This is a genomic window from Streptomyces sp. NPDC008317, assembly GCF_042955955.1.
In the GTDB taxonomy this organism is placed as follows: Bacteria; Actinomycetota; Actinomycetes; order Streptomycetales; family Streptomycetaceae; genus Actinacidiphila.
Genome location: NZ_JBIBFQ010000013.1, coordinates 26,302 through 38,995 on the forward strand (window position 1 = coordinate 26,302; position 12,694 = coordinate 38,995).

At 70.0% G+C, this 12,694-nt stretch carries 12 protein-coding genes; 4 read left to right on the top strand and 8 right to left on the bottom strand.

Annotated features, from left to right (window positions below):
• Nucleotides 1-189: 189 nt before the first annotated feature.
• Entirely contained in the window at nucleotides 190-1,146 is a 957-nt protein-coding gene (locus ACFY9V_RS32395; protein WP_391164024.1) for a hypothetical protein, read from the top strand.
• Between the two features lie 153 nt (nucleotides 1,147-1,299).
• Nucleotides 1,300-1,515 carry a hypothetical protein gene (locus ACFY9V_RS32400; protein WP_355341850.1) on the top strand — a complete coding sequence of 72 codons (216 nt, stop codon included), beginning with the start codon at nucleotides 1,300-1,302 and terminating at the stop codon, nucleotides 1,513-1,515.
• Between the two features lie 116 nt (nucleotides 1,516-1,631).
• Here the strand turns inward: ACFY9V_RS32400 and ACFY9V_RS32405 are convergent, their stop codons facing one another.
• Nucleotides 1,632-2,027, bottom strand: a complete 396-nt coding sequence (locus ACFY9V_RS32405; protein ID WP_391049799.1) for a metal-sensing transcriptional repressor — start codon at nucleotides 2,025-2,027, stop codon at nucleotides 1,632-1,634.
• A gap of 191 nt (nucleotides 2,028-2,218) precedes the next feature.
• Here ACFY9V_RS32405 and ACFY9V_RS32410 point away from each other — a divergent pair, with 191 nt between their 5' ends.
• Entirely contained in the window at nucleotides 2,219-2,839 is a 621-nt protein-coding gene (locus ACFY9V_RS32410; protein WP_188285542.1) for a DUF47 family protein, read from the top strand.
• Between the two features lie 5 nt (nucleotides 2,840-2,844).
• Complete coding sequence (locus tag ACFY9V_RS32415) at nucleotides 2,845-3,840, top strand: inorganic phosphate transporter (RefSeq protein WP_355341853.1); 996 nt, start codon at nucleotides 2,845-2,847, stop codon at nucleotides 3,838-3,840.
• Nucleotides 3,841-4,024: 184 nt separating this feature from the next.
• Here the strand turns inward: ACFY9V_RS32415 and pstB are convergent, their stop codons facing one another.
• The 7 genes from pstB to ACFY9V_RS32450 all read right to left on the bottom strand — a co-directional run bounded on the left by pstB (nucleotide 4,025) and on the right by ACFY9V_RS32450 (nucleotide 12,545).
• Complete coding sequence (gene pstB, locus ACFY9V_RS32420; protein ID WP_188285540.1) at nucleotides 4,025-4,801, bottom strand: phosphate ABC transporter ATP-binding protein PstB; 777 nt, start codon at nucleotides 4,799-4,801, stop codon at nucleotides 4,025-4,027.
• 70 nt (nucleotides 4,802-4,871) lie between these two features.
• The gene (pstA, locus tag ACFY9V_RS32425) at nucleotides 4,872-5,954 is read right to left on the bottom strand and encodes a phosphate ABC transporter permease PstA (RefSeq protein ID WP_355341857.1); all 1,083 of its coding nucleotides are present in this window, start codon (nucleotides 5,952-5,954) and stop codon (nucleotides 4,872-4,874) included.
• On the bottom strand, nucleotides 5,951-6,931 hold the full coding sequence (gene pstC, locus ACFY9V_RS32430; protein ID WP_355341860.1) for a phosphate ABC transporter permease subunit PstC: 981 nt from the start codon (nucleotides 6,929-6,931) through the stop codon (nucleotides 5,951-5,953). Before pstC ends, pstA begins: the two co-directional genes overlap by 4 nt.
• A 106-nt stretch (nucleotides 6,932-7,037) precedes the next feature.
• Nucleotides 7,038-8,195 (bottom strand): phosphate ABC transporter substrate-binding protein PstS, encoded by a 1,158-nt coding sequence (pstS, locus tag ACFY9V_RS32435; RefSeq protein ID WP_355341863.1) that lies wholly within the window; start codon nucleotides 8,193-8,195, stop codon nucleotides 7,038-7,040.
• Between the two features lie 429 nt (nucleotides 8,196-8,624).
• Entirely contained in the window at nucleotides 8,625-9,053 is a 429-nt protein-coding gene (locus ACFY9V_RS32440; RefSeq protein WP_355341866.1) for an NUDIX hydrolase, read from the bottom strand.
• Nucleotides 9,050-10,357: a CHAD domain-containing protein gene (locus tag ACFY9V_RS32445; protein WP_391164025.1), complete on the bottom strand. Its 1,308-nt coding sequence runs from the start codon at nucleotides 10,355-10,357 to the stop codon at nucleotides 9,050-9,052. Before ACFY9V_RS32445 ends, ACFY9V_RS32440 begins: the two co-directional genes overlap by 4 nt.
• Entirely contained in the window at nucleotides 10,335-12,545 is a 2,211-nt protein-coding gene (locus ACFY9V_RS32450; RefSeq protein ID WP_355341872.1) for an RNA degradosome polyphosphate kinase, read from the bottom strand. Before ACFY9V_RS32450 ends, ACFY9V_RS32445 begins: the two co-directional genes overlap by 23 nt.
• Between the last annotated feature and the right edge of the window lie 149 nt (nucleotides 12,546-12,694).

A 12,694-nucleotide genomic window follows, 5' to 3' on the forward strand; every position in this document is an offset into this window, starting at 1 on the left:
AGACCACCGTAGCGGGCGTGACGGGGCACTTCCGACAGTCGTTAGACGCCATAAGGCCCCGGCCGGTCGAGGCCGGTCCAGGAATGCTCCAGGAATGGCTCAGGGATGGTGGCGGCGATGGCCCCGGGGGTAGCGACGGTACGGCGCGCGACGGCAGTACGGCGGCGCCGAGGACGTACGAAGGCCGCCATGGCCGCGGCGCTCGGCTGCGCCTGCGGGGCCGCCCTGCTCACCGGCTGCGTCGGGCAGGGCGCGGCGGCCGAGAGCGGCAGGGACGCCAAGGGGCACGACCCGGCGCAGGCGGTGCGCGGCGCCGCGGACGTCCTCGTACGGGCGGGCAGCTCGCACGTGGACACCTCGATGCGGATGGCCAGTGGCGGCACCTGGCTGACCATCACCGGCACCGGCGGATTCGACTACGTGAAGCGGCAGGGCGAACTGCGGCTGCTGCTGCCCAGGGACGCGGCGGGCGCCGAGGAGCACAAGCCGATCATCGAACTGCTCACGCCGGGCGCCCTCTATATGAAGGACCGCGGCGAGGGCGTGCCCGAGGGGAAGTGGGTACGCGTCGACACCGACCGGCTGCCGGACGGCAATCTGGTGACCGGCGGCGCCACCGAGCCGCTGGCCGCCGCCGAACTGCTGCGCGGCGCCCAGGACGTCGAGCTGGTCGGCGTCGAGACCCTGCGCGGTACGAAGGTGTGGCACTACCGGGGGACCGCCGACATCGGGCGCGCGGCGAAGGCCGCCGCGCCCGGCGTACGCGGGCCCTTGCAGGCGGCGGCCAAGGGGTTCACGGTCACCCGGGTGCCCTTCGACGCGTGGCTGGACGAGGCGGGGCGGCTGCGCCAGGTGAGCCAGCGGTTCACCTTCAGCTCGGACGACCAGAAGGACAAGAAGATCGACAAGAAGGACGACAAGCAGGCCGGACAGAACGACAAGCAGACCGGCGAGAACGCCAAGGGCGGCCTCGACACCCCCCGTACGACGACCGGTGCCGGCGGCCGTACGACGAGCGCCGCCGCGCCCGACGTCACCGTGGTCTCTACCACTCGCTTCGACGATTTCGGCCGCGCCGTCCCCGTCACCATGCCCCGAGCTGCCGACATCTGGACGGGCAAGATCGTTTCTTCCCAGCAGGGGTAAGGGGTCTTCGCGGTAACGGCCCTCACCGGAAAGGGCGTTGTCGAAATGGTCCATCCGTGCCATGCGCGGACCGGGTGCCGGTCCCTACCCTGGCTTGAGGCAGTGGCAGACAGCCAAGAGCCAGGCACTCGTGGACGAGGAGGTGGTGCGCGTATGGCGCCGTCGCCCGGAATGCTGGTCGTCCAGGACGATCCGGTGGCCCTCGCGGAGATCGAACTCTGCGGTGAGCTGATGATCGCCGCGTCCACCGCCGACGAGGAGCGGCTGAGCTTCGCCCGGATCGACGAGGTGCTGGGGGTCGCGTGCGACCGAGAGTCGATGCCCGCGCTCCTGGTGCGCGCCCCGCTCTCCGACCGCGCAACCGGCTGACACCGGGGCGCGCCGCCCGTACGCCCCCCGGAACGACCGGGAAAGCCGCTCCCGGAACCCCTGCGAACCCCTGGAATCCCCGAACCCCCTGGAACCCCCGGAAGAGCCGCCCCCGCCTACGTCCGCAGCAGCCGCGCTATGGCCGCCGTCGCCTCCGCCACCTTCTCGTCGATCTCCGGTCCGCCGCCGACCGCCGCCGCGGCCACGCAGTGCCGCAGGTGCTCCTCCAGGAGCTGGAGGGCGAAGGACTGGAGGCCCTTCGTGCTCGCCGACACCTGGGTGAGGATGTCGATGCAGTAGACGTCCTCCTCGACCATCCGCTGCAAGCCGCGGATCTGCCCCTCGATCCGGCGCAGCCGCTTGAGGTGGGACTCCTTGTCATGGCTGTATCCATGCGGCCCCTGGGGGCGCGAAGATGGGCCGGAACCCGTGTCCGCCCCCGCGTCCCGAGGTGACTGTTCCGGCGTGATCTCCGCCTCAACCCCGGCCGGTTCCCTGGCCTCCGTCGTCATCGTCAACCCCGCCCTTCCTGTCCCGTTATACCCCTGCCGGGTATATCGTACCGAATCGACACCTTGTGCGACGCATCCCCGGTGAGGGGGACACTTCTGGATGGGCGACACTGGGTGACGCCCATTAGCCGTGGCCGGATGATGCGCCTAGCATCAACGAGACCGAATCCGATGCACACCGAGGACCTCACGTGCGCTTTCGTCTGACCCCCAGGGAGACGAGCTTCTACGACATGTTCGCCGCGTCCGCGGACAACATCGTCACCGGTTCGAAGCTCCTCATGGAACTGCTCGGGGCCGATTCGGCTACCCGGACCGAGATCGCCGAGAGAATGCGGGCGGCGGAGCACGCGGGGGACGACGCGACCCACGCGATCTTCCACCAGCTCAACTCCTCCTTCATCACCCCCTTCGACCGCGAGGACATCTACACCCTCGCCGGGTCGCTCGACGACATCATGGACTACATGGAGGAGGCCGTTGACCTGGTCGTCCTCTACAAGGTCGAGGAGCTGCCGAAGGGCGTGGAGCAGCAGGTCGAGGTGCTGGCACGGGCGGCCGAGCTGACCGCGGGAGCCATGCCGAACCTGCGCACCATGTCCAACCTCACCGAGTACTGGATCGAGGTCAACCGGCTGGAGAACCAGGCCGACCAGATCCACCGCAAGCTGCTCGCGCACCTGTTCAACGGCAAGTACGACGCCATAGAGGTGCTCAAGCTCAAGCAGATCGTGGACGTACTGGAAGAGGCCGCGGACGCTTTCGAGCACGTGGCGAACACGGTGGAGACCATCGCGGTCAAGGAGTCCTGACCTACGTGGACACCTTCGCTCTGGTCGCGACCATCGGGGTCGCGCTCTTCTTCACGTACACCAACGGGTTCCACGACTCGGCGAACGCCATCGCCACCTCGGTGTCGACCCGCGCGCTGACCCCCAAGGCCGCGCTGGCCATGGCCGCCGTGATGAACCTCGCGGGCGCGTTCCTGGGCAGCGGCGTCGCCAAGACCGTCAGCAAGGGGCTGATCGAGACCCCCACCGGCCGCAACGGCATGGGCATCCTCTTCGCCGCGCTCGCCGGTGCGATCATCTGGAATCTGGTCACCTGGTACTTCGGTCTGCCGTCGAGTTCCAGCCACGCGCTGTTCGGCGGTCTGGTCGGCGCCGCGCTGGCCGGCGGCGTCACCGTGCACTGGTCGGGCGTGGTCGACAAGGTCATCGTCCCGATGTTCGTCTCGCCCGTGGTCGGCCTGGTCGTCGGCTACCTCGTGATGCTGGCGATCCTCTGGTTCTTCCGCCGCGCCAATCCGCACAAGGCCAAGCGCGGCTTCCGTATCGCGCAGACCGTCTCCGCGGCGGCGATGGCGCTCGGCCACGGTCTCCAGGACGCGCAGAAGACGATGGGCGTGGTCGTCCTCGCCCTGGTCATCCACGACCCGAGCAACGGGTACGGCATCCCGATCTGGGTCAAGTTCGTGTGCGCCGCGATGATGTCGCTCGGTACGTACGCGGGCGGCTGGCGGATCATGCGGACGCTGGGGCGTCGCATCATCGACCTCGACCCGCCGCAGGGCTTCGCCGCCGAGACGACGTCCGCGGGCATCCTCTACGCGACCTCGTACATCTTCCAGGCGCCGGTCTCCACGACCCACGTCATCACCTCCGCGATCATGGGCGTCGGTGCGACCAAGCGGGTCAAGGCGGTGCGCTGGGGGGTGGCCAAGAACATCGTGGCCGGATGGTTCATCACGATGCCCGCCGCCGGTCTCGTGGCCGCCATCGGCTTCTACCTGGTGCGGCTGATCTTCGGCTGACCGTCGGGCGACCCCGGCTGGTCTCCGACCCACCCGTCGTGCGATCCCGGCTGATCTTCGGCTGACCCGTCGCGCGCATCAAGGCGACGCCCCCTGACATGGGTTCGGCCCCGCTTCCCGTCACCGGGAAGCGGGGCCTGCGCCTTGCGGTGGCACCGCCATGCAGCACCGCGCGGCGGTCCTGTCACCCGAAGCGGCCCGAGATGTAGTCCTCGGTGGCCTGGACCGACGGGTTGGAGAAGATGCGCTCGGTGTCGTCGATCTCTATGAGCTTGCCGGGCTGGCCGACCGCGGCCAGGTTGAAGAACGCGGTGCGGTCGGAGACACGGGCGGCCTGCTGCATGTTGTGCGTGACGATCACGATCGTGAAGCGGGTCTTCAGCTCACCGATCAGGTCCTCGATGGCCAGGGTGGAGATCGGGTCGAGCGCCGAGCACGGCTCGTCCATCAGCAGCACCTGCGGCTCGACCGCGATGGCGCGGGCGATGCACAGCCGCTGCTGCTGGCCGCCGGACAGGCCGGAACCGGGCTTGTTGAGCCGGTCCTTGACCTCGTTCCAGAGGTTGGCGCCCTTGAGGGACTTCTCGACGATGGTGTCCAGCTCGCCCTTCTTGCGGACACCGTTGAGCTTGAGACCGGCCGCCACGTTGTCGTAGATCGACATGGTGGGGAACGGGTTCGGCCGCTGGAAGACCATGCCGACCGTGCGGCGTACGGTCACCGGGTCGACGCCCGTCCCGTACAGGTTCTCGTCGTCCAGCAGCACCTTGCCCTCGACGCGGCCGCCGGGGGTGACCTCGTGCATGCGGTTCAGGGTGCGCAGGAAGGTGGACTTGCCGCAGCCGGACGGGCCGATGAAGGCGGTCACGGTGCGGGGCTCCACGGTCATCGAGATGTCCTCGATGGCCTTGAAGGCGCTGTAGTACGCGGTGAGGCCGCTGACGTCGATTCGCTTGGCCATGGGGATCACTTCTCTTCTCAAGGTCGTCTGATGTCGGCCGCGTCAGCGACCTGCCACGCGGCGGAGCCGCTCATCGATGCTTCGGGGCCTTCCAGCGGGCGATGCCGCGGGCCACCAGGTTGAGGATCATCACGAAGGCGATGAGCACCAGAGCCGCGGCCCACGCGCGGTCGTAGCTCGGCTCGTTGCCGTTGCCGTACTGCTGGTAGATGAAGAACGGCAGCGACGACTGCGGATCCTTGAAGGGGTCCGTGTTGATCAGGTTGCTGCCGAACACCAGCAGGGCGATCGGCGCGCTCTCGCCCGCGATGCGGGCGATGGCGAGCATGACGCCGGTGGTGATGCCGCCGATCGCGGTGGGGATGACGACCTTGACGATGGTGCGCCACTTCGGGACGCCCAGGGCGAGGGAGGCCTCGCGCAGCTCGTTCGGGATGAGCTTGAGCATTTCCTCGGTGGAGCGGACGACGATCGGCATCATCAGGATGGCCAGGGCCAGCGAGCCGGCGAAACCGGTCGCGGGGGCCTTGCCGATCAGCACGAACCACATCGAGAGGATGAACAGACCGGCCACGATCGACGGGATGCCGGTCATGACGTCGACGAAGAAGGTGACCCACTTCGCGAGCGCGCCCTTGCCGTACTCGACCAGGTAGATCGCGGTGAGTATGCCCAGCGGCGCGGCGATGACCGCGGCGATGCCGACCTGCTCCAGGGTGCCGATGATGGCGTGGTAGACGCCTCCGCCGGGCTGGATGGTCAGCACGTTGTTCATCGAGTGCGTCAGGAAGTTGACGTCGAGGACCTTGACGCCCTTGCTGATCGTCGTCTCGACCAGCGAGTAGAGCGGGATGACGGCCAGGATGAAGCTGGACCAGACGAGGCTGGTGGCCACCCGGTCCTTGGCCTGGCGGCGCCCCTCGACCTGCGCGGTGATGACGTACGAACCGGCGACGAAGAGGAGCAGCGCGATCAGGCCCCACTGGATCTTGCTGTCGAGCCCGAAGCCCGCGCCGATCGCTCCGGCGACGACGACGGCTCCGGCCGCGATGGCCAGCGGAGCCCACTTGGGGAGCTGACGGGAGGCCAGCGGCGGCGTGGCGGGAGCCTCCGCCGGGGCCGGCGGCTTGTCGTCCACGATCAGGTCGCTCATGCGTTGGCCCCCGAGTACTCCTTGCGGCGGGCGATGATCAGTCGGGCCGCGCCGTTGACCAGCAGGGTGATGAAGAAGAGCACCAGGCCGGAGGCGATCAGCGCGTCGCGGCCGAACTCGTCGGCCTCACCGAACTTGGCGACGATGTTCTGCGAGAAGGTGCCGCCGAGCGGGTCCAGGATGTGCGCGGACAGTTGCGGCGAGGCGGACAGCACGGTGGCCACCGCCATGGTCTCGCCGAGCGCGCGGCCCAGGCCCAGCATCGAGGCGCTGATGATGCCGGAGCGCGCGAAGGGCAGCACCGACAGGCGGATGACTTCCCAGCGGGTCGCGCCGAGCGCGAGCGCCGCCTCCTCGTGCATCTTGGGCACCTGGCGGATCACTTCGCGGCTGACGTTGGTGATGATCGGCAGGATCATGATCGCCAGCAGGATGCCGACGGTGAACAGCGACCGGGCGGCCGAGTTCGGGTCCTGCTTCTCGAAGATGACGGTCCAGCCGAAGTACTTGTCCAGCCAGAGGTTGAGGCCCTTGAGGTGCGGCACCAGGAAGAGCGCGCCCCACAGGCCGTAGATGATGCTGGGCACGGCGGCGAGCAGGTCGATCACGTAGGCGATCGGACCGCCCAGGCGGCGCGGTGCGTAGTGCGTGACGAACAGGGCGATGCCGACGGCGATCGGGACCGCGATGACCATTGCGATGACCGAGCTGACGACCGTGCCGTAGGCCAGTACGGCGATGCCGAACACCGGCGGGTTGAGGCTGGCGTTCCACTCGAAGGTGGTCAGGAAGTTGCCGTGGTCCTTGGAGATCGCGCTCACCGAGCGGACCGTCAGGAAGATGGCGATGGCCGCCATCACGACGAGGAGGAAGATGCCGGACCCGCGGGAGAGTCCCGCGAAGATCCGGTCGCCGGGCCGGGTGACGGTCTTCGTCTCCACCGGTGGCGCGGTAGGGGGAGGGGCGGTGGTGGTCATAGGGATTTCTCCGGTCTGGGTGGGGGACGTTCGGTCCCCCGGCGGCGGTGCACCGGATGTACGGCGGGCCCCGCGGTCGCCAGGACCGCGGGGCCCGCCGACTCGACTAGGACAGGGCGGTGATGGTGGAGCGGACCTTCGTGGCGATCTCGGTCGGCAGCGGGGCGTAGCCGGCCGCCGAGAGCTTCGCCTGACCGGCGTCGCTGGCGATGTAGGTCAGGAAGGACTTGGTGAGCGGCAGGGTGTCGGCCTTGTTGCCCTTGTCGCAGGCGATCTCGTACGTCACCAGGACGATCGGGTAGGCGTTGTCCGCCTTGGTGGTGTACGCGGCGCCCAGGTCCAGGGACAGGTCGGAACCGGTGCCGACGACCTTGGCGGAGGCGATACCGGCCGACGCGTTCTGCGAGGTGGCCTCGACCGGCGCGGAGGCACCGGTGTTGATCTTCACCGTCGGGATGGTGCTGGCGGTCGCGTAGGACAGCTCGAAGTAACCGATGGAGCCCTCGGTCTGCTTGACCAGCGCGGCGACACCGGCGGACTTCGCGGCGGCCTGGCCGCCCTTGCCCATCCACGCCTTCGCGTGCTCGTACGGCCAGTCGGCCGGAGCGGCGCCCTTCAGGTACTTGGTCAGGTTGTCCGTGGTGCCGGACTCGTCCTGGCGGTGCACGGTCTGGATCTTGGAGCTCGGCAGGGTGACACCCGGGTTGAGCTTCTTGATCGCTTCGTCGTTCCAGTTGGTGATCTTCGAGTTGAAGATCTTCGCCAGGGTGGGCGCGTCCAGAACCAGGTTGCTCACACCGGAGAGGTTGTAACCGACGGCGATCGGGCCGCCGACCATCGGGATGCTGATGCCCTGGCCGTTGGTGCAGACCTTCTTCGAGGCGGTGACCTCTTCGGGCTTCAGCGGCGAGTCGGAGCCCGCGAAGGCGTCCGTGCCCTGGTTGAAGTCGACGATGCCCTCACCGGAGGACGAGGTCTTGTAGTTGATCGTCGCGCCCGAGCAGGCCTGCTGGTAGTCCTTGACCCACGACTCGATCGCGTTCTGCTGGGCACTGGAGCCGGAGGCCAGGATCTGGCCCTTCTCACAGGCGATGCCGCTCGCGTTGGCGCTGCTGTCGGACGAGCTGGCCGAGGCGCTGCCGCTGGGCGTGGACGTGGAGTCGTTGTTGTTGTCCGAACCACAGGCGCTCAGGACCAGCGCGCCGGTAATCGCGACCGCGCCGACGGTCAGGGCCCGCAGCCCGTTCTTACGCTGAAGCTTCACCTTCGTGTGTTCCTTCCAAAAGCCCGCCGGTGGACGGCGAAGCAGAGGGTTATGGGTTCTGCATCCACCCGGCGTCGCGTGATGCTCACCGGTAAGCCCGAAATTAGGCAGATGAAGTGAAGCGACCGACGGAAGGGAGTGAACGCCAGGTGAACCTCGTCTATCAGGGTGGTGCCGCTACGCGCGTTACGCGCGCCGTGGTGACGAAGTGGTATCCGGGGCTGTCGTTGTGTCACAAAGGAACACGGGCAGGTCACGGGGGTGACACGGGCCGGTTACGGCCGCCGGGCGGGCCGATCGGCACGCGGTGGTACGCCGGTTCACCGGCCGTCCACCCGCTCGGGCGTCCGCTCGTGCCCCCGCTCGGGCCCCGCGAGCCGGTACGGGCGGCCCGATGAGCCCGCTGTGGGACCGCTCCGACGACGGCCGTCAGCCCGCCAGCGCGTGCAGCAGCGCGTCCACGAGGGGCCGGTCGCGGTCGTGGGTGAGCCTGCGGCGGGCAGCGGAGGGCGGCAGCCAGATCATCCGGTCCACCTCGTCGTTGGGGACGAAAGAGCCCTCCCACGCCTCGGCCGCCCAGTAGCGGACCTCCTTGGGGCGGCCGTCCACCAGATAGCGCGACGTCGGCAGCGGGGCGCCGAGTGAGCAGCCCAGGCCGGTCTCCTCACGGGTCTCGCGCAGCGCGGCGGCAGGGAACTCCTCGCCGCGCTTCAGCTTGCCCTTCGGCAGGCTCCAGTCGTCGTAACGCGGCCGGTGCACCAGCGCCAGTTCGATCCCGCCGTGGTACGGCGAGACGCGCCACAGCACGACGCCCGCCGCTCGTACGGTCGTTCCGCTCTTGTCGCCCGCGCGTTTCATTCCGTGCGCGCCCCCGGTACGGAATTCGGCCCAGGGCCCGGTGCGGACCCCGGCGCGGCGCTCGCTGCGGGACCGGGCGGACCGGGCCGAGAGGCGCCAGAGCCCGGCTGCCACAGCCGCGAGAAGGCGAAGCGCGCGGCTTCCACCTCGTGCCGCTGGTCGGCGTGGAGCACGCCCAGCGCGTACGCGGTCGCCGGAGCTATGCGCGGGGTGCGGGCCGCCGCCGCGACGGCCGCCGCGCACTCGGCTGCCTCGCGGTGCCTGGCCAGCAGCACGGCCGCCTCGGCCAGCCGCTGCGCCGCCGCCTCGCCGTCCGGGTCGATGCCCCGGCAGACCTCGGCCGCGTAACGGCTCAGCCGCAGCAGCACCCGCACCTGGTGCCAGGGCGAGTCCTGGAGGTCGGCCGTCAGCTCGGTGCCGAGCGCCGCCTGGACGGCCTCCGCGTTGTACGGGTGCGCCGCGCGCAGCAGCGGCAGCGCGCCCGCCGCGTCGGCCAGCCGCCGGTCGGCCTGCGCGGCGAGCGGCGGCAGTACGGTCGCGGCCGGTCCCTCGGCCGCCGCGGTCAGCGGCACCTCGGAGGCCAGGACGGCGATGTTGTCCGCGAGCGCGTGGAAACGCGAGGAGCCCATCGCCTGGAGCGTCGCCGAGTGCGCCCGGGTACGGGCCAGGGTGAGCTGCCGCTCCAGGAGCGCCCCGGCGCGCGCGGCGCCCAGCGCCAGCGGACCGCTCCCGGCCGGGGGCGGCGGGACCGCGGGCGCGGGCGGCCCCGGGACGTCGCCGGTGTCGGCGGGGGCCTTGCCGCCGGCGTCCGGGTCCGGGTCCGCGGCGGCCGACAGCCGCCGCAGCGCCTCCAGCAGCCGCGCCAGCCGGGCGGTGTACTGCGGCTCGCGGGCCAAGGTGGTGGCCAGCCAGCCCAGTTCGGCGCGGAGCGACTCTGCCCACACCGGGTCGGTCAGCGGCGCGTAGATGTGCAGGACCCCGCCGATCCGCCGGGCGCTGGCCCGCAGCAGTTCGTCGGCGTCGCCCTCGTGCTCGCCCCGCAGGCTCAGGGCCCGCAGGAAGGAGGTGGCCTGGTCGTGCAGATAGCGCGCGAGGGTGCCGCCCGCCGTACCGCCGGGCGGGCCCGCGGGCGTCGGGCCCGCGTCGGCCGTGGGCGCCGCGGCCGTCCGCGACTGCGGTGTACGCGCTTGCGTCGTACGTGTCCCCGTCGTGCCGCCCGGTGCGGGGGCGGCGGCCGGTGGGCCCGGGTCGCCGCTCCCCGCGGGGGTCAGCGGGGGGCTGTCAGGTAGCTGCTGCTGGGCCACGCCGGCGCCTCCGGGCGTCGATGAGCATCTCCTGGACATTGCGCAGCGGCTTCCCGTCCGGGTCGGTGCTGTGCCGGGTCCAATTACCGTCCGCCGCCAGGTGCCAGGAGGAGGTCGTGTCCGACATCCCGTCCTCCAGCAGGCGGTTGAGGGTGGCGCGGTGGGTCGGGTCGGCGACCCTGACCAGCGCCTCGATGCGGCGGTCGAGGTTACGGTGCATCATGTCGGCGCTGCCGAACCAGACTTCGGTCTCGCCGCCGTTGCCGAACGCGAACACCCGCGAGTGTTCGAGGAAGCGTCCGAGCACGCTGCGGACCTTGATGTTCTCGGACAGACCGGCGACGCCCGGCCGTACCGCGCAGATCCCGCGCACCCAGATGTCCACCGGGACCCCGGCCTGCGAGGCGCGGTAGAGCGCGTCGATGATCTGCTCGTCGACGATCGAGTTCACCTTCAGCCGGACATACGCGGGACGCCCGGCGCGCTGGTGCGCGATCTCCTCCATGATCCGGGAGATCAGGCCGTCGCGCAGACTGCGCGGCGCGACCAGCAGCCGGTTGTAGACCTCGCGGCGCGAGTAGCCGGACAGCCGGTTGAACAGGTGCGACAGATCCGCGCCCACCTGCGGGTCGGCCGTCAGCAGACCGAGGTCCTCGTACAGCCGGGCCGTCTTCGGGTGGTAGTTGCCGGTGCCGACGTGGCTGTAGCGGCGCAGGGTGTCGTCCTCCTGGCGGACCACCAGCGACAGCTTGCAGTGCGTCTTGAGGCCGACCAGGCCGTACACGACATGGCAGCCCGCCTCCTCCAGCTTGCGCGCCCACTTGATGTTGGCCTGCTCGTCGAAGCGCGCCTTCAGCTCGACCAGCACCAGCACCTGCTTGCCCGCCTCGGCCGCGTCGATCAGCGCGTCCACGATCGGCGAGTCGCCCGACGTCCGGTACAGCGTCTGCTTGATCGCCAGGACGTCGGGGTCGGCGGCGGCCTGGTCGAGGAACGCCTGCACGGAGGTGGAGAAGGAGTCGTACGGGTGGTGCAGCAGCACGTCCCGGCGGCGCAGCGCCGCGAAGATGTCGGGCGCCGACGCGGACTCGACCTCCGCCAGGTCGCGGTGGGTGCCCGCCACGAACTTCTGGTACTTCAGCTCGGGGCGGTCCAGGCCCGCGATGGCGAACAGCCCGGTCAGGTCCAGCGGACCCGGCAGCGGATACACCTCGTTGTGCTTCATCTTCAGCTCGTGCACCAGCAGGTCGAGCACGCGCGGGGCGATGGACTCCTCGACCTCCAGGCGGACCGGCGGGCCGAAGCGGCGGCGCATGAGTTCCTTCTCCAGCGCCTGGAGCAGATTCTCGCCGTCGTCCTCCTCCACTTCCAGGTCCTCGTTGCGCGTGACCCGGAACATGTGGTGGTCGAGCACCTCCATGCCGGGGAACAGCTCCTCCAGGTGCGCGGCGATCACGTCCTCCAGCGGCACGTACCGCTGCGGGCCCGCCTCCAGGAAGCGCGACAGGATCGGCGGCACCTTCACCCGCGCGAAGTGCTCGTTGCCCGAGACCGGATTCCGTACCACCACCGCCAGATTCAGCGACAGACCCGAGATGTACGGGAACGGGTGCGCCGGGTCGACGGCCAGCGGGGTCAGCACCGGGAAGATCTGCTGCCGGAACAGCGTGAACAGCCGCGCCTGCTCCTTCTCGGTCAGCTCGTGCCAGCGGATGACGTGGATGCCCTCGTCCGCGAGCTGCGGCGCCACGTCGTTCTGGAAGCAGGCCGCGTGCCTGGCCATCAGCTCCCGCGACCTGGTCAGGATCAGGTCCAGCACCTCGCGCGGCTGGGCGCCGGACGCCGAGCGGGTCGCGACACCGGTCGCGATACGCCGCTTCAGGCCCGCGACCCTGACCATGAAGAACTCGTCCAGGTTGCTGGCGAATATCGCCAGGAAGTTAGCCCGTTCGAGGAGCGGGGTCGCCGGGTCCTCGGCCAGCTCGAGCACCCGCTCGTTGAACGCCAGCCAGCTGCGTTCGCGGTCCAGGAAGCGGCCCTGCGGCAATTCCTCACCGAATTCCTCGCTCGCCTCGCCCAGGCTCGACGATCCCGGGTCCGGATTCGGTACGACGCGGGGGCGGAACGTCCCGGACGCCAACGACTGCTGGGGCTGGGCGGGAAAACTGGGGTGATTCGTCTGGGCCATGGGATGCGAGCCCTCCTCCTGGTCCGGCACGGGGCGGCCTGCGGCCGGCTCGGGGCGACCGTGGGCCGTCGGTCCATTGTCCCGTGTACCCGAGGGTTTCGGCAGGTCGGGCGGGGGAGGGGGTGCGGGGGCAGCGGGCTGCATCCTGC